Here is a 25,210-nt window from a genome sequence, read left to right as displayed (position 1 = left end):
GTTAATCATTCTTAAAAAATCAGCTGTGATACTCAATTTTAATTTAGTTTAAATCTGCCATATAAAGGGGCGACTTAGTTTATGCTAGAAATCTCACTCAATTTTTTAGGCTTTACTCTCTTTTTAAGACTTAAATTGCAGCTAATTATTCCAACTCTTTTTTACATCTATATACATAGACCTACATAATTCTAAAATTTTTTTATTTAAAATATTTATAATAGTCACATTTCATTATTTATCTTTGAAATTTGAATTTTTTAAATATTGTTTAATGCATCTATTGAATCATTATTTATTAACAATCTATTTAATTACATTTTTTTACATACTTTTACCCTATCTTTTAGACACCAAATGATACATTTTTTACCAACTATGGGATATTTACAAATATTTTTCTGCATAATACAATTACGTTGCTTCAAAAAAATAACAATTTATCGGAGGAATTATCACATGCCATTATTCACAGGAAAAGCACTAGTATTAGCAGGAAGTATATTAGTAGGAAGTACAGTTAGCGTTGCAACTTGGGGTGGTTCAGACACATTAAACAATGTTAAATCTAAAATTGCTTCTCAAAGTGCAGAAATTTTAAAATTTCAATCAAATGAAGAGGCTTTAAAAGGAAAAGTAACTGATTTAGCAGCGGATGCCAACAGCAAAATTGCTGATGCTAATACATTTATTGCTTCTCAAAAAACAAAAATTGCTGGCTTAGAAACTCGTGTAGCAGGCTTAGAAAATGATGTTACTAATTTAAGAGGTAGAGTTTCTGAACAAGAAAACATCATTAAAGGATTAAAAATTTCTCTTGCCGAAGCAGGCAACCACTACGAGGAATTAAATAATAAATATAATGCTTTGGTAACTTCAAATGAAGCCACTCAAGCTGAATTAACATCTACAAAAGAAAAGTTAACTCAAGCTAATAATGAAGCAGCTAGTTTAAGAGAGCGTCTTAAAACAGCTAATACATCATTAGAACAAACTAAAGCAGCACTAAATGCTAAAACAGAAGAATTGTCTAAAACATCAGCGGAACTTGAACAAACTAAAAAAGAATTGGCAGTAGCCATCACTGATAAAGCAGCTCTACAAAAACAATTAACAGAAACTCAAGGTCAATTAGCAGATGCTCAAAAGCAAAAACAAGCTGATGAAGTTACTATTCAAAATTTAACGAACGATAAAAAAGAAGCTACTGATGCATTCACCGCTGCTAACACTGAATTGGATAAAGCGAACGGAGAAATCACAAAAGCTGATGGCGAAATTGCTAAAGGTAATAAGGAAATTGACGATAAAAACAAACAACTAGAAGAAGCTAACAATCAAATTAACCAAGCAAACGCTGATACTGAAAACTTTGCAAAAGATGCTAATGAGTTATTAGATGGCTCTCCTCAAGCTGGTGATGTATCTGAAGCACTTTCAGCTACTATTGATGAAGTACAAAAATAATTCATAATAAAAAAGAAAAGAAATGTATCTATACTTTTCCTGCCGAATGAGTTTCTTCATTATTAGATAATTCTTATGTAGTGCACATTCGATTTTGGATTATGCATTAAATTAATGTTCCCACTCCTTTAGGGGTGGGAATCTTTTTATTCCTAAAAAACAATAGTCGAATAAATGCAGTTTAAAAACTTTAATATACGGGTTTCATTCAAACGATAATGTTTCGCAAATTTTTAACGTTGCTGTTGCTAGGTTTGTTGTTCAGTTGATTGTGTATTGTTTCATAGGAATCGTGTCAAAATGCTTAGCTCTGCAAATCTTACATTTTCTTATTCTATTCCTTTTACTAAAACAAAATAAAACATAAAGGTTGCTTACCATGAATATAATCCCATTGTTGAGTCTTTTAACATCTCATGTAAATCACTTAGTTTTCATGTTTTCTTCCATCATATTAATTGGGAGGTAAGCGGAATGGCATATACGGATAAGTATGAAAGGGATACCTATGGGGTTATTGCTTTTTGGTTACGGAATGATTATGATCATGGCCGATTTTTTGACAGGGAAATTAGCCATTATGAAATGGAACTAGCCCGTGCAAATCAGAATAATATTCAGCGTTTAGGAGAGGTATGGAAAAAGGCGGAAGCAAAACAAGGGGATATCGGTACTTTAATCAATGAAGCGCAACATGCTTCACGCGAGTTTCACAGTTTACTTGGCTTTACATTGGATAAATCCTTACACTGTGATGTAATTATTTCAACACCCGCTTCACTTCTCGACCACATGATGAGGGAATCAGAAGAATCTCAAAAGGTCTATCAACTAATAGAGAGTGGTGGATACGTTACACCTGCAGATGCTACTATACATGAAACTGTATTTTGGTTAAGGCAAATGGCAGACCACCTTGGCTATATCCTTCATTATTCTGATGTATCTAATTATGAAATAAACTTTCAAGTAACAAATATGAAGCAAAAATTCGAGCGGTTGTTTTTGCAAGCAAATGCATTAAAAACAATGGTACGCATGCCACGCAATGAAATGTTACCGGTTTTAACAAATTTCAAGCAAATGATTATTAAAGAAGCAAAAAGTTTAGAGCAATTTAAACTAGAAGTAGATGACTTAATCAAACATTGTGCACTCGTTACAACCTCGCCTCCGGATTTGTTAGAACATATCGCAAGGGAAGCTCATCACCTTTGGAAGAACTTAGAGGGAGACGTTGTTTCCTAGCATGAAAAAGAACTCAGTCATAATTTTGACTGAGTTCTTTTTATTTAAAACTTCGTTACAATTGTTGAGCTAATCCAAGCTTTCGTTGTAGTTCCTGGAATCATGATTTGGTACCAGGTCGTATCTTTTTCGTCTTTTGCTGTAACAATTTTACCTTTAGAGTCTGTTACTATTTTTAGGTATGCATCGTGGTTTAATACTTTTAGAACTTTAGAGCCTGTTGTTGTTGCTTTGTCGCGGACGTTGCAACCATCTCCATTGGTTACTAATAAATTATTAATATTTAGATAGTCGCTTCTTACCCATGCTTGATCGTTGCCGTTATAGCTAACTCGGAACCAACGCCCGATTAGTTTGCCATTTTTATCTTTGTAGTCTTTGATGTCACCGTTATGACCAAGAATCGTAATCTCTTTACCAATTGATAGAGAGCCGATTGTCTTTGAACTGCTATATGGCATTCCGTAGACTGGTGTTGTCAGTGTTGCTGTTGCGGTGATGCCTTTGTCAAATGTGTAGAACACACTTGGTTGTGGCTTGTCCGCTGGGATGATGTTGCTATATGTTGCTGTTACCGGTGCTGGATTTAGTGTGCTGACTGTTTTACCAGTATAGTATTTGCTGTCATATGGCTTCATTTCTTCCATTAGACGTGCGATGCTACGACCCCAATTTGTGTCGGTAGCGTATCTTACATTCATACCTGCGATGCTGACACCGTTGTTATATTGACCGCCATCTTTTAGGTAGTTGTAGTAAATACGATCAGCATAATATTCAAGACCTTCTTTTCCTGTTGGGAAGTAAAGGGCACATGTGAATGGTGCTGAATCATATGCTTGATAACCGAAGAAGTTATTTTTGTATTGTGAAATTGTTGAACTTCCCCAGCCTGTTTCCCAAATCGCATGAGCTAACATAAATTGAGCATTGATGCCGTATTCCTTTTGAACCTCAAGGAAAGTTGGAATCATTTTGTATAAATTGTTTGATGTAATGCTTGTACCTTTTTTCTTAATCAAATATGCTTCCATTTCACTTTGCGTAATATTGGATGTTTTTCTCAAATTCTCTACAAGATAGTCATTACCTGTTTGTTCAGGTGTAATCCAGACGGTTTTGCCTCCGATGCTGCCTTGGTAGAAGGTTTTGCCGTTAATGATTTCAATTCTATTTACTGTGATGGCTTTTGTTCGGTAGTTTGCTAGTGAGCTATAAACGACATTGTTTGTTGTGCCGTTTGAGATGTTATAAGCTGTACCGAAGCCTGTTAGGTATAGTTTTAGGTTTGCAGCTGTAGATGACGTGATGTCAGATAAGGTAATTTGATCCTTTTCTACCCACCCTATTTTGGTGCCATCTGTTCGGCTGATTTGGTAATAGGTTTTGTTATCTACAGTTGCTTGTTTATATACATAGAAGTTCTCTTTTGTATAGGTAGTGCCTGCATCGATTGTTTTGTTTAAATCGGTTAGGTCTTGATAGATCTTGGTTGTTGTGCTTTTTAGTGTGCCGACTTTAGTAATTGCTGTTGTTTCTGGTTGTTGAGCTGGTGGTTCTGGGTTTGTTGGTTCAGTCGGCTTTGTTGGTTCTTCTGGGACTGTTGGTTCTACTGGGTTTATTGGTTTTACTGGAGTTACGTTACTCACTTGTTTGGATGAAACCCAGATGGTTGTGTTATTTGCTGTTGTACCTTGATACCATGTTTCAGTGCCAGCTTTTGTTGCTGTTTTAATCGTGAATGCTTCATCTTTTTTCAGCGTTTTTAGCGTGATATTTTTCGTAGTACCCCATGGAATGTTGTAACCTGATCCTGTGCCGTTTAGTACTTGTTTTGCAGATGGCTTTTGAGCTGTTGCTCGGGCTACTGCTGTTACGTCTGTACTTTTAACCCATCCAATACCAGTTAGTTGATAGTAAGTGCTCGATCCAATTGTCACTTGCTTTGTAATGTAATAAGTCTTACCTACTTTAGTTGATGATGCTTGGGATTGTTTTGTCAGGTTGTTAATATCTGAATATACTTTGGCAGCTGCTGTTTTGATGCGACCTAGTTTATTTACTGTTATGGCTGGATTTTTGGTAGTAACTTGGTTCGATTTAAGCCAAATTGTTTGACCATTTAGCGTGCCACTATACCAGGTTTCATTCCCAACTTTTTCGATTGTTTTGGTTTTGAATAGCGCACCTTTATAAGCTGTTAGTGATGATAAAAGCACATTGCGTGAGCCACCCCACGGTCTTGTGTAGCCTTTGCCGGACCCAGTGATATATCTTGATGTCGTGTTTTTATTAATCGTATAGGCATTTGATGTAAGATCTTGTGCCTTAATCCAGCCGATTGCTGTCTTTGTTGTGCTTTTATAATTACTGATTTGGTAATACGTTACGTTTTTGTACTTCGCTGATTTGTTTATGTAATAAGTTAGTTGTAGTTTCGAAGTACCTGCTTTTGTTCCTTTGCTTGAATTGGGCGTTTTATATATTAAGGCTGTGCCAGATTTGATTTGGCCGAGTCTACTAGTATTTGTTGTTTTGACAGTATTTGATTGAGTCGTAGTTTGCGCCTCTGCTCTTAACGCTGGTAAAGCCATTGAAGCTGTTGTTGCCAGCATTGTCGCGGATAGAGCTGCTGCAGTTAGTCTTGCAACTGCCTTTTGCTGTGAAGACATGTGTATCCTTCCTTTCTATGAAAATAGTGGATTTTTATTAACTATAGCATGGATTGGAGTACAAAGGGTGGTGAATAGTGGCGAATTATTGGAATCTTAACAATTTGGGAGATTTGTAGGTGAAGAAGGGTTTTAAGGGGGCATTTGGTGGTAGATTAGGTATCTGGTACTATCATTTTATGATTGCTCTTGCTTGAGCGCGGCTTATGTTTTTGATGATATGGAGTTTTTGGCCGCGGATGATGGGTTTTGAGCATTTTAGGGTTGGGGTTTTGAACTTTTGGGGTTGAAATGGAGGGGGCTATTCGCTCTTTTTGGGATTCTATTCGCTCTTTCGGCTTGTCTATTCGCTCATTTCTCAGTTCTATTCGCTTTATACCCAATCCAATTCGCTATTTTCTAAGTTTTATCGTATTCTCAGCAATTTAAGTCTTCTGATCTCTCCTTTTCGGGGTTTGAGAGAGAAGGTTTGGGATTCGATCATTCTATTCGCCCTTTTTTGGATTCAATTCGATCTTCCGGCTTGTCTATTCGCTCATTTCTCAGTTCTATTCGCTACTTTCCCAATCCTATTCGCTATTTTCTAAATTTCATCGTATTCTCAGCAATTTAAGTCTTCTATTCTCTCCTTTTCGGGTTTTAGAGAGAAGGTTTGGGGAGTCTCTCATTCTATTCGCCCTTTTTTGGATTCAATTCGTTCTTCCGGCTTGTCCATTCGCTCATTCCTCGGTTCTATTCGCTACTTTCCCAACCCAATTCGCTATTTTCTAAATTTCATCGTATCCTCAGCAATTTAAGTCTTCTAATCTCTCCTTTTCGGGGTTTGGAGATTCGATCATTCTATTCGCTCTTTTTTGGATTCCATTCGCTCTTCCGGCTTGTCTATTCGCCCATTCCTCGGTTCTACTCGCTACTTTCCCAATCCAATTCGCTATTTTCTAAATTTCACCACATCCTCAGCAATTTAAGTCTTCCAAAACCCCCTTCCCCAAACACAAAAAGAGTGCCGATTAAATTACCGGCACTCTTTCTATATCAATCCCTAAGCATGCAGTTTTACATCTGCAGTTTCAGTTGATGGCATTTCTTTTATTTTTTTCTTTTTGAACATTTTATCCCATTTTCTTGTTGTATTGCCGACGATGTATTTACCGAATGGCAAGTATGATAGTAATTTTATGATGATCATACTTAAGATTAATGAGATGAAGAATAGTCCTAATACGCGTGTTGACGTATGGTTAAAATAGTTTGCAGTATATTGTGCGATGAATCTTTGGATTTGCCAGTGAAGCAAATAGATTCCGAATGAGTAATTGCTGATTAGGTTGACAATTTTAGATTGCGGAATATATTGTCCCCATGCTAGTACCATTAAGCTCATTGAAACGACTAATGGTAGTAAATCAACGCGTCGTGATGTGACTCCTTCTAGGCCTGTTTCAGACATTACGAATATATATAATACGGAAGCGATGACCATTAGAATGGTATGCCATTTGTAGATTTTTAATTTTTCCGCAACTACTGTATAATGCTTTCCTATTAAAAAGGCAATTGCGAAATAGGCAATCCATGTTGTGAATGATACCGTTAATCTATGCTCGTTATCTGACACAAATGGAATTTCTAGTCGAAGTACATTTAAACTAAGTTCCATAATCATAACGCTTAGTGGGATGAACCACAGCATTGAAAACTTAAATTTTGTTACAATATAATGCAATATATAGAATTGGATAATTATTAACACGAAGTATCCTTCAAAATCGCCTTCGATAATATTGTCTTTTAGCTTAGTCAATAAATCTGTTTTAGGATTTTGATAGAATGTTGCTAATGCATCGATAATCGCAAAGCAAAGAAAAGGTAAATAAATAAATTTAAATCTCTTTAGCCAAAATCCTTTTGGTAACCCATTTGGATATTTGTTGGCTAATATAATTTCTGAAAGCACTACAAATGTGGGTGTAGCGTAACAGAGGATTGCTCGAATCGTTTGGTAGTGGTCAATATCCGGATAACCATGCTTCCAACCGGTTTGCGTTGTACTATGCAACATGACGATTGATAAGCAGGCAACTACACGAAGTAAATTCCATTCTTTTATCAAAACATGAAAACTCCTTATTGGATGTAGTAGTGTGATTATGAATTTCTTTACGAATCTATCACTGATCCATACAGTGATTATTTAGATTCTATGAGAAACACTCATTCTCATCTTCACCATTCAATATGCGAACTGAAAATTAAAATTCGATTAAAATCAAACATCGATATTATATCATTTTATCGTATATTAATATATTAAGCGAGACCTAAATTGTATTATACTATTAATTTTTTGGTTTATTTAGGTAATTTATATAGGTACTATAGTCTATTATTTTCTTTTTAATGGTAAAGAAGTGGGGATTTAATTGTTTATGGACGTGGATTTCTTTTTAGTTGGTATGAATTTTAACTCAAAAACATTAAAAGGAGTGCCGATACCGGCACTCCTTTTATGATTCTGGCATAATTTGTTGCATGTTTTGTTTAATATCTTGTTCGCTCATTTCGCCTGTGATAATTTTTTCGATTTTGCCTTCTGGACTAATGAGTAGCGTTGTTGGCAATGGGTCGATGTTATAGGCTCTCATGACCGATTTGGTGTGATCGATTAGGACTGGGAAGGTTAAGCCTTTTCGGTCTATATATTTCTGTACTGACAGTTCGGGTTCAGCAACGTTGACTGCTAGAACTTCAATTCCTTTGTTTTTGTCTTGTTGATATTGTTTATCAATCAGTGGGAATTCTTTTTCGCATGGTTTACACCAGGTTCCCCAGAAGTTCAGGAAGACGCCTTGGCCTTTGTATTCGGATAGTTGGTGTTTTTGGCCGTTCATATCTATTAGCGCAAAGTCTGGTGCTTGGTCCCCTACTTTTATCATTTTAGCTGAGTCTTTTGTTGCCGTGTTATAGATGGTGAAAATAATGGCTGCGCATAATACAGCTAGAATGACTAGTCTGATGTAAAAGCGTTTTTTCTTATTTTTCACGGACCTCTTCTCCTTTCTTATTGCTTTTCAAAAGTATAATCATCGTGATGGTGATGATGATAAACGCGATAAGCGATAGGAATGGGATGGTGATGAAGCCTAGCCAATTGATGTATTGGCCTGAGCATGGAACGCCGCTTGTGCATGTTGCGAATTCGTGCATGGACGGAATTTTTTGCAATGCGTAGTGATAGCCGGCTGTAATCATTCCTATTATTGAAATAGGTAGGACATATCTGTAAATCTTTTGATCGTTATGATAAAAGGCGACTCCTAAGATAATAACGAGTGGATACATCATAATGCGTTGATACCAGCAAAAGTCGCACGGGATGAAGCCCATATATTCACTGAAGAATAGGCTTCCTCCCATGGCAATAATTGATGTAATCCATGCTAGTAATAGCGGTTTATTTAGCATTTGCTGCCTCTTCTACCATCTTGTTAAAATCATCCATTGTTTGGCCTTTGAATTCTTTGCCACCAATGTAGATAGCAGGTGTTGCTTGTACTTTTAGTTTGTTCGCCGTTTTCATATCTTGGTCAAATGCTTTTTGCGCCTTATTATCACTGAATGCTTTCACAACTTTTTCTGTTTCAGCATCGCTAGCCACTTGTTTTAAGACAGTTTTCAAAAAGTCTTCTGTCATTAAGTTTTCTTTACCGTCTTTTGTTGTTTGGTTGGCAAATAGTAAATCATGGAACTTCCAGAATTTTTCGTTGCCAAGTTGTTGATAAACAGTTTCTGCAAATAGTGCTGCAGTTTTTGAATCAGGTGCGATAAACGCATAGTTCATGAAGTATAGTTTTGCTTTTCCTGTTTCAATAAATTGTTGGTCTAGATATGGTACTACGCTTTTGTTAAACTCGCCGCAGTGAGGACATTTGTAATCGCCGAATTCCACGATTTCAACTGGTGCATCTTTGTCCCCTAAAAATGGTTGATTTGTGTAGTCAATTGCTGCGGATGATTTTCCTGATTTCCCACTTTGTCCATTAATCACAATAAGGGCAATCACACATACGGCGATAATGCCGATAATCCAAAATATTTTCTTAGACATGTTTAAACTCCTTTATAAACTACGTGATGTAGTGTAATTGGGTAAAAAATTTACGCAAGCGCGTAAATAAAAAAGGCACAGATTAAGCCAAAAATCGTAAATGATCTGAAGGCCATTTCAGTTGGTATCTTTATTTGAAATTCTTTCAAAGGGTTGAGCATATATTCAATTCTGTAATTGACTGACGTATCGGCAAACGATGCATAGATAAATGGCATCGGCTCTGCCTTCCCTGCTTTCAACATTTTCAACAATGCGCTGCCAATGTACATCGAAGTCGATTGTTTTTCAGTCGCTAAATTGTCTGCCATGATTTCTTGAATGATTCGATATTTTTGGTTGAACCATTTCAAAATCGGTATGTAGACAAAAGTCGATGCGCACAGCGATAGCAAAAATATTTTCAAAGGGTCATAGTTCTTTTGGTGATACATTTCATGATAGATTACAGCGTCTAGTTCGTCTTGATTTAATAGATTCATCAATCCTGTTGAGATAATCACTTTCGGTGAAATGAATCCCATCGTAATTGCGAGCGGCACTGGATATGAAATGACCATGATGTTTTTGGTACTGTAATGCTCGTTTAGTTTAAGCGATTGCGAAGTATCTTGATATTGCTGGAATTTCCTTTTCATTTTCATCGCGTGAAACAGTTGCGACGTGAATTTCCAAAATGTAAAGAGTAGCGTATAGACAACGAGTGCATCGAGTGCATATTCAAGCGATGACATGCCTATTGCTTTTAGCGTGCTGTGGCATACTTCAACAAGGTTGAATTTCATCTGCCAACCAGCAAAATAAGCTGCTACGTATAAAGCCATTTGAACAAAAATAGTTCCCGAAATTAAAAGCGACACGAATAACATAAAAGTAGATTGTCGTTTTTCCATAGGCTAGCGATCCTTTTTCAATTCTTTAATCTTCATCTCAAGTTTCGCAACAAGCTCATCATCCACATCTTCCAATGCATCAAGCATATGACTTACCACGACATTGCCGAACTCGTCCATGAGCTCGTTAGTCATTTCCTTGGACTGCGTATCCAAAAACTCGCATCTCGTCTGAACAGGCTTGTACATCGAGGATCTTCCTTCTGTTCTTTTTTGAAGAATCCCCTTCTCCACTAGTCGATTCATGACTGTCATCACCGTGTTGAAGTTCGTTGCCTTTTCTTTCTCAAGCGCGTGTTGGACATCCTTGATGGTCATCTCACAGTTGCTCCACAAAACGTCCATAATCTTCGCTTCCAGTGGACCAAAAAATCGATTCAATCCACTTTCATGCATTTTGAACTTACGAATATTCATGATTTGGACACCTCACTTCGTTACATTACCCATTGTAGTGTTAGATGGAGGGAGAGTCAATAGAATGGTAGTTTGAAATTGAGGAGATTTTTTGAGGTGGGGTTTTATTCATGTTTGAGAGCTGAGATTTCACGGTTTCTGGGCGATTATTTACATGAGATAAGCTAGTATACACGATATTAAGTGTCTGAAATCCTCACAGCTAATAGTTAAAAATAGAAAGTTAAACAACCTTGCCTCAACTAAGTAATTAGGGCAAGGTTGTTTGTGGCATTTCTTTGCTTTATTTCATATGAAAATTATTGATATATCTTACCACCAGATTGCTTAAATTGTTCAGCTTTTTCCTTCATACCTAATTCAATAGCTTCCTTCGTATCTAGTTCTTTTTCCTTTGCAAAATTACGAATATCTTGAGAGATTCTCATACTGCAAAATTTAGGTCCACACATAGAACAGAAATGTGCTGTTTTTGCACCTTCAGCAGGTAATGTTTCATCATGATATTCGATTGCACGTTCAGGGTCTAAAGATAAATTAAACTGATCTCTCCAACGGAATTCAAAACGAGCTTTTGATAAGGCATCATCTCTTTTTTGTGCTCCTGGATGTCCTTTTGCCAAATCAGCAGCATGTGCAGCAATTTTATATGTGACAACCCCTACACGAACATCATCTCTATTCGGTAAACCTAAATGTTCTTTTGGCGTTACATAACAAAGCATCGCTGTTCCATACCAACCAATCATTGCAGCTCCAATCGCAGATGTAATGTGATCATAACCAGGAGCGATATCCGTCGTAAGAGGTCCAAGTGTGTAGAATGGTGCTTCCTGACACACTTCCAATTGTTTATCCATATTTTCTTTAATAAGGTGCATCGGCACGTGCCCGGGCCCTTCAATCATCACCTGTACATCATGCTTCCAAGCAATTTTTGTTAGCTCTCCAAGAGTCTCTAATTCTGCAAACTGTGCTTCATCATTCGCATCTGCAATAGACCCAGGACGTAAACCATCCCCTAAAGAGAATGCAACATCATAGGATTTCATGATTTCACAGATTTCTTCAAAGTGTGTGTATAAAAAACTTTCTTTGTGATGGTATAGACACCATTGTGCCATGATAGACCCACCGCGAGATACAATACCTGTTACACGTTTAGCTGTTAGCGGGACATATCGCAAAAGAACACCAGCATGAATGGTGAAGTAATCAACACCTTGCTCTGCTTGTTCAATTAAGGTATCACGGTAAACCTCCCAGGTAAGATCTTCAGCAACACCATTTACTTTTTCGAGTGCCTGATAAATTGGGACAGTGCCAACAGGAACCGATGAATTACGGATAATCCACTCCCGTGTAGTGTGGATGTTTTTGCCGGTTGATAAATCCATAATATTATCAGCCCCCCAGCGTGTTGCCCAGGTCATTTTTTCAACCTCTTCTTCGATAGAAGATGAAACAGCAGAATTGCCAATATTCGCATTAATTTTCACATGAAAGTTTCGACCTATTATCATTGGTTCCGATTCTGGGTGGTTGATATTAGAAGGAATAATTGCTCGACCTTTTGCAACTTCATCCCTTACGAATTCAGGTTTCATATTTTCCCTAATTGCGATAAATTCCATTTCAGGCGTGATAATTCCTTTTCTTGCATAATGAAGTTGTGTAACATTTTTCCCTTTTTTAGCACGTAACGGTTTCCGCTTTAATCCTGGAAATACGTTATGAGTCGTGCGAGGATCGTTTTCATCTTTATAACCATTATCTTCTGGCTTGATTACACGACCATCATATTCCTCAACATCTCCTCGTTCTTGAATCCATGAACTTCGAATGGCAGGAAGACCTTTAGTAATGTCGACAGAATAATCAGGGTCTGTATAAGGTCCGCTAGTATCATACACACGTACTGGAGAATTTTCCTCTTCTCCAAACGCTCCGGTTGTCGGGCTTAACTCAATTTCACGCATTGGAACTTTAATGTCAGGTCTAGAGCCTGTTACATATACTTTTTTGCTCCCTGGAAAATTAGACATGATGGAAATACTTTGTTTGCTAGATGAAGAAGTTGACATTGACATAGTTAATCTCTCCTTTTTCGAATAGAAGGACGAGATATAGAACAAAACAAGTGGAGAGCTTATACAAGCTTATGAAGTATATAAAAAAGCCGGTGTCCAATAAATGGCTGGACCCGGCTAATATGTATACAGAAGTAGTATAACTAAAATGATGCTTCTAACTTCCCCACGCTGGTATGAACCAGATCAGGTCCCAAGAGTCAAGAAACTTCAACGTGTTTCTTTCTCAGCCCAACTTATTGGACTCCCCTAGTTATTTCTATTCAATTTTGGTTTTATTATACATTATACTTTATTGAATTAAAAGATAAATTTGAAAATAAGCGAAGTGGATGAGGCTGGGGAAAGATAAACATTAGAGTAACTTCTTCAAATTTTGTCGCCTTTCTTAAGATAAAGAAAGCGTCATTTTATTGTAAAGAAGAAGGAGAATCCAACTAAAGTTAATCAAACGTAAAACCTCCACTCAGAAGGTGGAGGTTTATTGTGGGAATTACGGATAAATTATTGTTCACTTAAGCTTGTTACAGATACGCTTTTTTTATTATTTGGATCATCTAGGAAATGGATTGTAGCTGTTCCATTATGTCGATCCACATGCTCAATGTAAATACCCTCTCCATTAAAGGTTACATTCGCCATAATTGGCGAAGAAGAAATTTCTTGTGCTCGTTGTGCGTCCATTGTAGCCACCTCCTTTTGACTTTAATAGTTATACTATTTGTTTCAAATAACTTAGATATACATGTTGTAATTGTCTACTTCCATGTGTAAGCTGATTTTCTCCATAACTATTAAACAATAGATTTTAATAAGAAAAAGATGCTTTAGTAAATAAATTAATGGCTGCTTTGAAAGGGTTGATCATTCGCCCACTATTACCTTTAGAACCTTTAATATCCGTTGCAGTCTATTCGGACCGAGATAATTAACTTCATAGAAATCTTTTAGTCAATTGAAGCGTGTTTTTGATAGTGCTCCATTACTTATTAGCATTGTAGATGGATTATTACCGATACTTAAAGTGATTATAATCAGAGCACCGATAAGAAATATAAGTAACTATACCAACGAGTAGCAAATTGAATAAAGTAAATGGATATCCCTTAAGTTAAAAAACGTTCTTTAGCTGTTTTTATTCCCATTTTTTGACGGTATTTGGCAACCGTACGGCGAGCTATCTCTATATTTTCCTGTCTAAGGATATTTGAAAGAGTTTGATCAGAGTAAGGATGAGTTCTATCCTCCATCGCAATAAGTTCTTTAATACGATTCTTTATCAATTGAATACTTTGGTCGAATCCTGTAGAATTTTTTAAACCTCTCATAAATAAATCTTTCATTTGGAATAAACCATGAGGAGTATCAATATATTTACCACGTATCGTTCGATAAACAGTAGATTCATGAAGTCCTACAACTTTTGAAATATCGGCCAACTTCAACGAACCCAGTGCTTTGATACCGTGTTCTAAAAATGTAGGCTGTGCTTCTAAAATTGCTAAACTTACTCGATATAGAGTAGCCGAACGCTTGTCTATACCGGTCTTTAACAAGAGTGCCTCGTTTCTCTTCATTTTGGATTCATCATCTAAATAATTCTCTTCCATCATTTCATCAATAATTAAACCGGAAGTAATAGAATCATTGACGGTTAATATAACTTCTCCATTGTAAAAACGAGCAGTTAAATCCGGCACAATATAATGACTTTCTTCATTAGAAAAATTATCTACTGGATATGGGTTTAACGATTTAATAAAGTCAATTGCATCACGAATTTCATCTGTACTACAATTATAAATTGTACAAAGTGCTTTCAAGTCTCCTGCTGCTACTTGCTCTAAATGGTGAATAACAATTGACTCGGTGTAAGGTGGAATACAGGAATAAGAGCGTAATTGTAATTGCAGACATTCAGATACGGACCGTGCACCGATGCCAGCCGGTTCAAAGCTTTGTAGTACCTTTAACACACTCGTAGCCTCATCAGATGTCAATTCAAATCTCGCCTGCATTTCCTCTAAAGAACATTTTAAGTAGCCACGATCAGTCAAGTTTTGTATTAAATAAAGCAAGCCTTGACGTTTCTTCCCTTTACATTCTTTTTCTAATAAAAGTTGGTCGCGTAAATACTCCTCCATGCCACCGCTAGAGGTAGCAATTGTATAAAAAGTATCTTTTGATGAACTTCCCCAAAATTTACGAGTGATAGTTTTATCTTCTTTCATTAAACGATATAATAATTTATTTTCATGTGATAGAAATGGATTTTCCTCTAGCATCTCCTCTACCAATTGTAGAACTTCCTGAGAGTTCATACCTAAAATAGCCAGTGATTGCTTTATTGTTGGTGTTAACGATAATTTTTGTGTTAATGCTAAATTCTGAGTTAAATGATAATTCATACGCACTTATCTCCTCTCGAACAGCATAATAAAGAACCTGCTTCACCATTTATGTAATATTACGAGTCGATTGATTTCCTACTATGCCTCTTACAAAGTTACACTATTAAAGATTTATCTCTAATTGATGTAATGCTATTTTTCTATATAAAGTACTTCGAGAAATACCTAATAACTTTGCAGCTTGGGTTAACGTACTAGATGCATTCAAAGCTTTTTGAATCGTTTCACGCTCTATTCTTTCTAGGTTAAATTTAGGATTTTGAACAGAGAATTCATATGATTTACACTCAGGTGGTAAATGATGCGAATCTATAACCGATTCTGAGCGATCCTTTGCTAATAAATAGGAACGTTCAATAACATTTCTAAGTTCACGTATATTTCCTGGCCAAGAATAAGCCGTTAAATGCGATAAAGCTTCTGCAGTAATATCATTCGGTTGGCTACTGTAGTAATGACTAAGCCCAGAGATGAACTCCCTAATTAATAAAGCTATATCCTCTTTCCTGTTTCGTAGTGCCGGCATCTGTATTGAAATTACATTTAACCGATAAAATAAATCGGCTCTAAATGTTCCTTGATACGCTATCTCTTCCTTCAAATTTTTATTTGTAGCTGCAATAATACGAACGTCTATTTTTCGTTCCTTGCTGTCCCCTAAGGATGTAACAGTCCTGTTTTCAAGGACACGTAACAACGAAACTTGCAAATCTAATGGCATATCCCCAACTTCATCTAAAAACAGTGTTCCCCCATTTGCTGCCTCAAACTTTCCTATCTTTCCTTTTTTAGATGCTCCTGTAAAAGCACCGTCCACATATCCAAATAATTCACTTGCAATTAATTCTCTTGGTATGGAAGCTGCATTAATTGTAATTAGTGGTCCTTTATTTCTTTTGCTTTTTTTATGAATTTCATTAGCAAGGATGTCTTTTCCTGTACCTGTTTCACCTAAAATTAGTACATTAGCATCTGAATTTGCTGCAGCTTCAGCTAGATATAACTGTTCTTTATAACTTGAGTTTAAAGTTGAAATTTCACCGAATTCCATTACACTTTCTACCTTTGGAATATTCAACTCATTTGTAATGGTAACTTTTCTAAAATTATTACTGTTATCCATACTCTCTATTTTAAATTCACAATTGATATAGGTCCGTCTTATTGTTTCAAATGATACAATCTGCTCTTTTTCATACGGGAATAGCGATTTCGCAACACCGTTCATATATATCACTTCATCACAATGATTAATCAAAAAAATGGGGTGTTTTGGGGATGAATTTAGATTGGAAAAAATATCAGTCCATTCTAACAAATTATAACCGGAATCTGCGTTACTATATTTCACGGATATTAATTCCTTAGAATCCCAAACAACTGCAAATTGACCATCTTTCTGAGCTTTTCCTATTTTTATTGAACGTGCAAAGTGATTGCTTCCTTTCTCTATATATAACAAACCAGACGGTGAAAAAAATTTACTTTCATAAAATTTAAAGTGAAGTGGCTCATCTTTATTTAATTTAGCTAACTTCTCTAAAATGAGCTTTGTTCCTATATAAGTATTAAACATAACGGAAGAAATAACTTGATCCTCTTCAAATGACTGTTTAAATTTGGCTACAAACCTATGATTTTCAGGAAAATCTATCGATTGAAAGTATCCTCCACAACTATAGTGTCCTTCAACATAAGCGCTCCCGATTTCCTTTATTTCACTTTCTTTAGTAGTTGCGCTAAAGATTGGTAACGTTGTTGCCGATAGACCTAATCGCTTAAAAATTCTATAAAAATGGATAAGACTGTCGCCTACTAGTGTTGAAAAAATAGCGTCCGATTGTTGCGAAATTGATTTACTAAATATTCCTTCAAAGTTTTCATGACCGAATGGGACATAATCTTCTCCAGTAATTTGACCACCTAAAAATTCCCAGTACCTTTTTAATTCCTTATTTGTAGCTTTAGGATAAATATAATCATTTCCTATTAGATGTAACTTCGGTCCAAAATTATTCATAATGTATCGTAGAGTAGGATATATTTGCTGATGCGTTACTTCACCGGCATAAAAAACATTAGGATGCAATTCTTGTCCCTCATATAAAGAAGGATATATTAAATAACAATCATTCTTCTCTAAAATCTCTAATAATGCTTTTCTACATGCAGATGTATATGTTCCAATAAATATTTTAACGTTATTCTCAATCAATTTTTCTACAGCATTGTAAGTTTTTTGAGGATCTGATTGAATATCACAAATTATAAATTCAACTAGTTTACTTTTTTCAGTAACAGATTGATTGTATTCCTGTAATGCAAACAATGCTGCTTGATACTGACCTCTTTCTGTTATCGAAGTTGTACCAGTCAAAGAAAATAATCCGCCTATTTTTATCATTTACTATCTCCCCCTTGTCCTAAAGTGAACCATTGTATCAAAATGATACATCTAATCATGATATGTAGAATTCAACGTTTTTTTGGAATTTTCAAATTAATTGTATCATAATGAGACAATTAATTTCTTAGTTTTCACTAGAAAATGGATAGTACCAACCTTGACGGGTTTGGCATGCTTTTTGCTTGTAAATATATGAACAGCAAGAAATACAAAAATTATTAATAAAAAAATTAAAGAGGAGTGTTCTTATGAGACATGGAGACATCAGTAGTTCTAAAGATACAGTTGGCGTAGCGGTAATCAATTATAAAATGCCACGTTTACACACAAAAGAAGAGGTACTTGAAAACTGTCATAATATTAGTGAAATGATTCAAGGCATCAAAACTGGTCTACCAGGGATGGATTTAATTGTTTTCCCTGAGTATAGTACTCAAGGGATTATGTATGACGAAGAAGAAATGTATGCAACAGCTTCTACAATCCCTGGTCCAGAAACTGAAATTTTTTCTGCCGCATGTAGAAAAGCGAATGTATGGGGCGTATTTTCAATTACTGGTGAACAACATGAAGATCATCCAAATAAAACACCTTATAATACATTAATTCTTATCAACAACCACGGTGAAATCGTTCAAAAATATAGAAAAATTTTACCATGGAATCCAATTGAACCATGGTACCCTGGTGATTCAACACATGTAGTAGAAGGCCCTAAAGGTATGAAAATTAGTTTAATCGTTTGTGATGATGGAAACTACCCAGAAATTTGGCGTGACTGTGCTATGAAGGGTGCAGAGTTAATTGTTCGTTGCCAAGGATATATGTATCCGGCTAAAGAGCAACAAATCATGGTTGCAAAAACAATGGCTTGGATGAACACATCTTATGTTGCAGTAGCAAATGCAACAGGTTTTGATGGCGTATATTCTTACTTCGGCCACTCTAGTATCGTTGGTTTCGATGGCGGAACATTAGGTGAATGTGGAACTGAAGAAAATGGGGTTCAGTACGCAGAATTATCGGTCTCTCAAATTCGAGATGCCCGTGCTAACTGGCAATCACAAAATCATTTATTTAAACTTTTACATCGCGGCTATACAGGTACAATTAAATCTGGTGATGGCGATAAAGGGGTAGCAGATTGTCCGTTTGATTTCTATCGTACATGGGTTATGGATGCCGAGCAGGCACGTGAAAATGTAGAGCAATTTACTCGCAAAACTGTAGGGACAGCAGAATGCCCAATTGAGGGGATTCCTTATGAAGAAAAGAAACTTGAAGCTGGCATTTAACACTAAGCAAGTAGTCATAGCTAAATAGTTGTGACTGCTTGCTTCTTTTTAAAGGAGGAAAACTATGCCATTTGTTAGCGACCGAATTCAGAGCATGAAAAATAATGAATTCAGTGAAAGTAAAGAAGCCCCAGTAATATCAATTGACGTAAAACACTCTACAAATTCTCAATTTAAATCTAGATTTACATTTGATGTTAACAATATTCAACAAACACTACAAAAGGAAATTATCGGACAAACCGATATCATTGATCAAGTAGTTAATATGCTGCATGTGGTCCGAGCAGATATTACAGAGAAAAATAAGCCATTATATGTTGCTTTATTTTTGGGACCTACAGGTGTTGGTAAAACTGAAACAGTACGTGTTTTAGCAGATGCAATTTATAAAGATAAGGATGCTTTTTCAAGAATAGATATGAATACGCTTGCGCAAGAACATTATGCTGCAGCAATAACTGGAGCACCTCCAGGATATATCGGAAGTAAAGAAGGTAGTACTTTATTTGATGAAGAAAAAATAAACGGCTCATTTAGTAAACCGGGGATGGTATTGTTCGATGAAATTGAAAAAGCGGATAAAACTGTTATTCAATCATTATTGAATGTTTTAGATAATGGAAAAATGATTTTGTCCAATGGAGAACGAACTATCAACTTTAGAAATACAATGATTTTTATGACTAGTAATATTGCTGCTAGCCAAATTATTCGTTGGACTGACAATTCTTGGACAGCTAAATGCCGTCGCTTTTTACAGTTATTGTTACCTAAAAATTTTGGGAAAAGCAATAAAGATATTTTGAAAAGGATTATTTATACTGAATTGGAAAAAGAATTTGCTCCTGAGTTTATTAATCGAATTGACGACATTTTAATTTTTAATTGGCTCGAAAATGAAACCTTCGATTCTATTCTCAATAAAATGATAGCGGATTTAAATAAAAGGATTAAAAATCATAATTGTAAGATAATCTTGGACGATCAAGCAAAGCGTTATATTTTAAATAAAGGCTTTAACCGTCAATACGGAGCACGTGCTATGAAAAGACAATTGCGCCAATTACTTGAAGTACCGTTAGCTAAGTATTTAACTGAGCTAACATACACTGATAAAGAATTTGATATTTTGATCAGCACAACTAATAACAAATTAACCTTTTCAAAGAACGATTAATTATTATAGATTTTATAGAGGGAGGACACTGAATGTCTAATGTTGGACTTTTATATGTCGGATGCATTTTATTTATAAATGGATTAATGATCCTAGGAAAAATTGATGGCAAAAGTGCAGGAGTGTTTAATATTTTTATTGGCTGTTTACAAATATTCACTCCTATTTATTTAATCATTACAGCTAATGGTGATTCTGCTACTATTTTATCTGCAGCAGGTTTATTTTTATTTGGCTTTACTTATTTATATGTAGGAATAAGTAATTTAGCAGATTTTCCTTCTAATGGTGTGGGCTATTATTCCCTTTGGGTCTCTATATTAGCTTTTATTTATGCTTTTATAAATATTAGTTATTTTTCAGATTTAAAATTTGGTCTTATTTGGCTTATGTGGTCATTCCTTTGGTTGCTGTTCTATTTATTATTAGCGAGGGGCGCAAATATTGCAATTTATACTGGATGGGTAGCTCTTATCCAATCGTGGATTACATGTACAATTCCTGCAATTCTATTATTAATCGGCGAATGGGATATTATCTCTAATAGTTTTATGATTGCTATTTTCATTCTTGCTGTTCTTACTTTTGTAGTACTATATTATATTCTAAACGTTAAATCCACGAAAAACCCTGCTAAAAACTTAACTAACAATACATCTGCCCAGAATAATTAATTGTATAACGCATAAGGAAAATTGAATCTGGTTACCAAAATGACATTCACACGATGCATTGTGTATGTCATTTTGGAACACAAGTATTACAAATCATATGTGGTGTAAGTCTTGTGAGCTTATTAGATTAAATAGAACCCCTCGCCTTCTAATCTGGTCATAATAAATCTCCTTTTGTCTACTTCCCATACGTTTTATATACTTTTATTTTGATTGTGAAATTGATTTGTAGAAATTCTATTCGCTCTTTTAGTCGATCTATTCGCTCTTTTCACTGGCCAATTCGCTCATTTAGCCTGTCTACTCGCTCTTTTCACCATCCTATTCGCTATTTTCTAAATTGTAATGGTGTTCTTAATATTTTAAGTCCTCTTCCCCCAGTGGATTCGAAGAGGATCCTTATTGCTCTTATTATTCGCGGCATCTATTTGTGGATTTTATGATTTTTGAGCCGCGGACGATGGGTTTGAGCATCTTCTTGGGTTTTATACGGCTGAGGTTTTGATATTGGAGAGGTTCTATTCGCTCTTTTAGTCGATCTATTCGCTAATTTCATTGGCCAATTCGCTCTTTCGGCTAGTCTATTCGCTCTTTTCACCACTCTATTCGCTACTTTCTAAATTATAATGGTGTTCTCAACATTTTAAGTCTTCTTGCCCCCTGATTCTGAAACAATTAAAGTCTTCCATCCAGAGTATTCGAAGAGGCTCCTGATTGCTCTGATTGTTCGCGGCATTCCATTGTAGATTTTATGATTTTTGGGCCGCGGACGATGGGTTTGAGCATCTTCTTGGGTTTTATATGGCTGAGGAATTGTTATTTGGGAGGTTCTATTCGCTCTTTTGGCCTATCTATTCGCTAATTTCATTGCCCAATTCGCTCTTTTAGATGGTCAACTCGCCCATTTCACCACTCTATTCTCCATTTTCTAAATTGTAATGGTGTTCTTAACATTTTAAGTCCTCTTCAACCCCTGATTCAGCAACAACTCAAATTTTCCCCAACATAAAAACGAGACCACAAAGTGATCTCGTTTCCATTAGTTATACATCTGTATCAAAGAACTACTAACCCAAACTTTTTGAGTAGTACCCGGTTTATAAATTTGATACCAAAGCGTTTTGTTCTTGTCCTTTTTAGTTACGTATTTGCTACCAGTTTTCACAAATTTAACAGGTGTGTTCTTGTTAACGGATGCTACTTTTGTGTATTTTGTATCTGCACCTGCTCTTAGGTTGGCACTGTCACTTGTTGTGAAGCCTAGGTTTGAGACGGCGATTTGGTCGCTTCGTACCCATCCTTGTTTGCCGCTGTAGCTGATGCGATACCACCGGACGGTTTTGCCGCTATCGTTTTTAAAGTCGCGGACATCTGTGTGATATGCCTTAAGCGTGATGCTCTTACCTTTTTTGTATGTGCCATATGGGCTTGCGTAGACGTACGGCATACTGTACACAGTTGCACCTGCTGTTACGTCGACTGTTGCTGTAATGCTTGATGGCATTTTCATGAATTGTGCTGGTTGTTTATTCGTTTCTGGAATGACGTTATTATATTCTTTTGGCTGTGAGAAAACCTTTGTGCTTGCTACTGCTTTGCTGTAATACGAGCTGCTGTAAGGTTTCATTAGAGCCATTAGGTTGGCAATTTTTTCACTCCAGGCTTTATCTGATGCGTATCTAACATTCATGCCTAGCAATGTTGGGCCGTTGTAATATGGGCCAGTTTTTGTTAAGTAGTCATGATAAATTTTGTACGCATAGGCGTTTAAGCCATCTTTTCCTGTTGGGAAGTATTTCGCACAAGTAAGCGCGCATGAATCATACGCTTGGTAGCCGAAATAGTTGTTTTTATATTGGGAAATTGTTGAACCACCCCACCCTGTTTCAAGAATGGCATGTGCGAACATAAATTGTGCATTGATGCCCGCTTCTTTTTGGATGGTTATAAACGTTGGTGCTAGTTTATATAGGATGTTTGTTTTCGATTTTCCATTTTTTATTAAGAACTCTTGCATTTCTTTTGCTGTTATGTTGGAACTTTTTCTTAAGTTGAGTGCAATGTATGGGTTCGTTTCCACATAGGCAGCTGAGATCCAAACGGTTTTGCCGTTTAGCGTGCCTTGATGCCAAATGGCTTTTCCGATTTTCTCGGTACGTGTGACTTTGAATGATTTTGCACGGTAGTCACTTAGTGTATAAATTTTGTTTTTCGTTCCGCCCCATGGCATGTTGTATGCTTCTCCTGAACCCGCTATGTATACAGTGGATTTCGTTGTGTTAATCAATGAACGAGTGTTGTGTTTTAAATCTCCTAGTACTACCCAACCGATTTCCTTTGAACCTTGGAAAAGTTGATAGTAGGTAGTTTTGCCAATTTTCGTTTTGCTCTTGGCATAATACGCTCTGCCTGTGTAGGTAGTTCCGGCAAGTATAAAGTCGTCTTTTTTATCAGGACTTCGGTAAATCTTGTCGGTTTTTGATTGAATATGAGTAATCTCGTTAACCGTAGTTTTGATGAAAGCTTTCTTTTCTTCTGCTGAAGCTTGTCCCTGCGAGAAGAAAATGGCAGCTAGAAAAATGGTAAGAATGAATCCGATTGCTTTGAAAGACCTATTCATCTTGCTCTCCTTTCGTTGGTTGGTATGTTGCATATATGGTTATTGTAACCGAAACTGGAAGGAGTTTAAACAGAAGTATGGGAAATTATATCGGGAAATGTCGAGGGGAGGGGGGTTAAGTGTTAAAAAGGCAAACAAAAAAACAGCCATCCGGCTGTTTTTTCGCTATTCCCCTATTACAACAAAGGTTTTTCCATATCTTCAGCAATCGTTTGCTCGATTAAGTCTTTCCATTTGCTGTAGTAAATTTCTGGAGTATATGTTTCTTCTATTAAATTATATGCATTGTTCCCCATGCGTTCAGCTTCGTCTGGGTTTTCTAGTACCTTTTTAATACGGTCTGCTAGTGCTTCGATATCGCCATCTGGTGCTAGGTAGCCGTTTTCGCCATCTTTGATGACTTGGGCTGGACCGTAGTTGATATTGTAGCTGACTACTGGTGTGTGGTTGGCGAATGATTCGAGCATGACGAAGCTAAATCCTTCTGCTTTGGATGTTATTAATGAGACAGTTGATTTGGCGAATACTTCGTCGATTCGGTTGGTGTAGCCCATTAGCTTCACGCTATGATTGATTTTTAGCTTTTTGATTAGCTTTTTCAATTCCGCTTCTTCGTCGCCGATACCGTAGATTTCAAGTTTCGCTCCCGGTACATCGCGAGCTACTTCAATGAAAGCTTCGATTGCTTGGTCAATGCGTTTTTCTTTAGCTAGTCGAGCTACTAAAGTGACAAGCATTGGATCTTTCTCAGCCTTTACTACTGGTAGTTCTACGTAGTTCGGGATAACGTGGATATTGCCACGGTTGCCGATTTCTTTATGCAAGTCGAGTTGTTGCAACTCTGTTAATACCACTACTGGGTAGCCTTTTGGAATAATGTCCAAAATCGGTTGGACTGCTTCTAGATATGGGCTGCCAAGTGTATATGGTTCTTGGAAATGGTTTGCATGGATCATGAAGATTTTATATGCTAAATCATCGTCCACATTGATCACACGTTCTGCCGTTGCTGCTCCGTCTACAATGATTACTGGTTTCGCTACTTCTGTTCGGCATAGTTCTTCTAACCAGTAAGTATGGAATTCTGCGCGGTTGGCAAAGTCCAATACTTTTTTGTGAGAAGGGTCGAATAAGTAGATGCGTTGTTGACTACCCGTTTGATAGTTGAACCACATTGTTAAGAAACAGAAGCCATCCGGTGTGAAATAGCGTTCCTGATTCTTTTTATTGTTGGCTGGATGGTACAATGTTTCGCGAATTTTATAGCCTTCTGGGTGGAACTCTTCACGACGAGTGCGGACACGATTTTCGTCGAAGTAATCGATGAATTTTAAGATGCCGTCATCGTCCCATTGTTTATATTTGATATAGGAACCGTTCATGAAATAGCGCGCGAAATAGTCGCCATCTTGAACCCAGTAGTCCCCTTCGAATTTTTTTATATTTTGTTTATACATCTCTACTTGTTTGCTTGAGACATCTTTTGAGGCAAATTTTTCGCGATAATAATCATAAACATTCATGATTTCAACGTCTTGGCCAAGTTGTCCTGTTGCACGTAGTTCTGATGCAATTTCAGGGTAATTCATTTTAAAGTCCATGGTTAACAGGATTGAGCGATAGTCTTGGTTAGAGAATAAAGCTGAACGGCGAAGCATTACTTTGTTGACGCCGCCTTTTTCAACATCCATATCCCATGCTGTCATAAATATCGTTCTTTTCAACAGA

At 36.4% G+C, this 25,210-nt stretch carries 18 protein-coding genes and 1 riboswitch; of the genes, 5 read left to right on the top strand and 13 right to left on the bottom strand.

Features of this window, described 5'->3' with window-relative positions:
- The first annotated feature begins 459 nt into the window (after positions 1 to 459).
- Positions 460 to 1,467, top strand: a complete 1,008-nt coding sequence (locus ACWV26_RS02355; protein WP_455896774.1) for a hypothetical protein — start codon at positions 460 to 462, stop codon at positions 1,465 to 1,467.
- 474 nt (positions 1,468 to 1,941) lie between these two features.
- Positions 1,942 to 2,715 (top strand): DUF2935 domain-containing protein, encoded by a 774-nt coding sequence (locus tag ACWV26_RS02350; protein ID WP_455896773.1) that lies wholly within the window; start codon positions 1,942 to 1,944, stop codon positions 2,713 to 2,715.
- Positions 2,716 to 2,759: 44 nt separating this feature from the next.
- On the opposite strand, the gene ACWV26_RS02345 is transcribed toward ACWV26_RS02350, so the two are convergent.
- From ACWV26_RS02345 to ACWV26_RS02295, 11 genes are all read right to left on the bottom strand, one after another.
- Positions 2,760 to 5,387 (bottom strand): GW dipeptide domain-containing protein, encoded by a 2,628-nt coding sequence (locus ACWV26_RS02345; RefSeq protein WP_455896772.1) that lies wholly within the window; start codon positions 5,385 to 5,387, stop codon positions 2,760 to 2,762.
- A 1,042-nt stretch (positions 5,388 to 6,429) separates the two neighbouring features.
- Positions 6,430 to 7,500 carry an acyltransferase family protein gene (locus ACWV26_RS02340; protein ID WP_455896771.1) on the bottom strand — a complete coding sequence of 357 codons (1,071 nt, stop codon included), beginning with the start codon at positions 7,498 to 7,500 and terminating at the stop codon, positions 6,430 to 6,432.
- Positions 7,501 to 7,894: 394 nt separating this feature from the next.
- Entirely contained in the window at positions 7,895 to 8,431 is a 537-nt protein-coding gene (resA, locus tag ACWV26_RS02335; RefSeq protein WP_455896770.1) for a thiol-disulfide oxidoreductase ResA, read from the bottom strand.
- On the bottom strand, positions 8,421 to 8,852 hold the full coding sequence (locus tag ACWV26_RS02330) for a disulfide oxidoreductase (protein ID WP_455896769.1): 432 nt from the start codon (positions 8,850 to 8,852) through the stop codon (positions 8,421 to 8,423). Before ACWV26_RS02330 ends, resA begins: the two co-directional genes overlap by 11 nt.
- Entirely contained in the window at positions 8,842 to 9,495 is a 654-nt protein-coding gene (locus tag ACWV26_RS02325; RefSeq protein WP_455896768.1) for a DsbA family protein, read from the bottom strand. The genes ACWV26_RS02330 and ACWV26_RS02325 overlap by 11 nt, the downstream gene beginning before the upstream one ends.
- A gap of 50 nt (positions 9,496 to 9,545) precedes the next feature.
- Entirely contained in the window at positions 9,546 to 10,388 is an 843-nt protein-coding gene (locus ACWV26_RS02320) for a M56 family metallopeptidase (RefSeq protein ID WP_455896767.1), read from the bottom strand.
- Positions 10,389 to 10,391: 3 nt separating this feature from the next.
- Positions 10,392 to 10,805 carry a BlaI/MecI/CopY family transcriptional regulator gene (locus ACWV26_RS02315; RefSeq protein WP_455896766.1) on the bottom strand — a complete coding sequence of 138 codons (414 nt, stop codon included), beginning with the start codon at positions 10,803 to 10,805 and terminating at the stop codon, positions 10,392 to 10,394.
- 299 nt (positions 10,806 to 11,104) lie between these two features.
- A complete protein-coding gene (thiC, locus tag ACWV26_RS02310) occupies positions 11,105 to 12,889 on the bottom strand; it encodes a phosphomethylpyrimidine synthase ThiC (RefSeq protein ID WP_455898157.1) in 1,785 nt (594 codons plus the stop codon).
- Between the two features lie 152 nt (positions 12,890 to 13,041).
- Positions 13,042 to 13,156, bottom strand: a riboswitch (TPP riboswitch).
- Positions 13,157 to 13,399: 243 nt separating this feature from the next.
- Positions 13,400 to 13,579 carry a small acid-soluble spore protein H gene (locus ACWV26_RS02305; protein WP_455896765.1) on the bottom strand — a complete coding sequence of 60 codons (180 nt, stop codon included), beginning with the start codon at positions 13,577 to 13,579 and terminating at the stop codon, positions 13,400 to 13,402.
- A 422-nt stretch (positions 13,580 to 14,001) separates the two neighbouring features.
- Positions 14,002 to 15,303 carry an RNA polymerase factor sigma-54 gene (gene rpoN, locus ACWV26_RS02300; RefSeq protein ID WP_455896764.1) on the bottom strand — a complete coding sequence of 434 codons (1,302 nt, stop codon included), beginning with the start codon at positions 15,301 to 15,303 and terminating at the stop codon, positions 14,002 to 14,004.
- Between the two features lie 106 nt (positions 15,304 to 15,409).
- Positions 15,410 to 17,710 (bottom strand): transporter substrate-binding protein, encoded by a 2,301-nt coding sequence (locus ACWV26_RS02295; RefSeq protein ID WP_455896763.1) that lies wholly within the window; start codon positions 17,708 to 17,710, stop codon positions 15,410 to 15,412.
- Positions 17,711 to 17,961: 251 nt separating this feature from the next.
- Here ACWV26_RS02295 and ACWV26_RS02290 point away from each other — a divergent pair, with 251 nt between their 5' ends.
- The 3 genes from ACWV26_RS02290 to ACWV26_RS02280 all read left to right on the top strand — a co-directional run bounded on the left by ACWV26_RS02290 (position 17,962) and on the right by ACWV26_RS02280 (position 20,862).
- Positions 17,962 to 19,008: an aliphatic amidase gene (locus ACWV26_RS02290; RefSeq protein WP_455896762.1), complete on the top strand. Its 1,047-nt coding sequence runs from the start codon at positions 17,962 to 17,964 to the stop codon at positions 19,006 to 19,008.
- Positions 19,009 to 19,072: 64 nt separating this feature from the next.
- The gene (locus tag ACWV26_RS02285; protein WP_455896761.1) at positions 19,073 to 20,188 is read left to right on the top strand and encodes an AAA family ATPase; all 1,116 of its coding nucleotides are present in this window, start codon (positions 19,073 to 19,075) and stop codon (positions 20,186 to 20,188) included.
- 32 nt (positions 20,189 to 20,220) lie between these two features.
- Positions 20,221 to 20,862, top strand: a complete 642-nt coding sequence (locus ACWV26_RS02280) for an AmiS/UreI family transporter (protein ID WP_455896760.1) — start codon at positions 20,221 to 20,223, stop codon at positions 20,860 to 20,862.
- A gap of 1,039 nt (positions 20,863 to 21,901) precedes the next feature.
- On the opposite strand, the gene ACWV26_RS02275 is transcribed toward ACWV26_RS02280, so the two are convergent.
- Both ACWV26_RS02275 and ACWV26_RS02270 read right to left on the bottom strand, forming a co-directional pair.
- Positions 21,902 to 23,482, bottom strand: coding sequence for a glucosaminidase domain-containing protein (locus ACWV26_RS02275; protein ID WP_455896759.1), 1,581 nt, complete (start codon positions 23,480 to 23,482; stop codon positions 21,902 to 21,904).
- A gap of 176 nt (positions 23,483 to 23,658) precedes the next feature.
- The gene (locus ACWV26_RS02270) at positions 23,659 to 25,206 is read right to left on the bottom strand and encodes a glycosyltransferase (protein WP_455896758.1); all 1,548 of its coding nucleotides are present in this window, start codon (positions 25,204 to 25,206) and stop codon (positions 23,659 to 23,661) included.
- Positions 25,207 to 25,210: the final 4 nt, after the last annotated feature.

Source organism: Rummeliibacillus sp. JY-2-4R (assembly GCF_053847205.1).
Note: the sequence above shows the minus strand (reverse complement) of the source record. Positions and strands in the feature narration are given on the sequence as shown.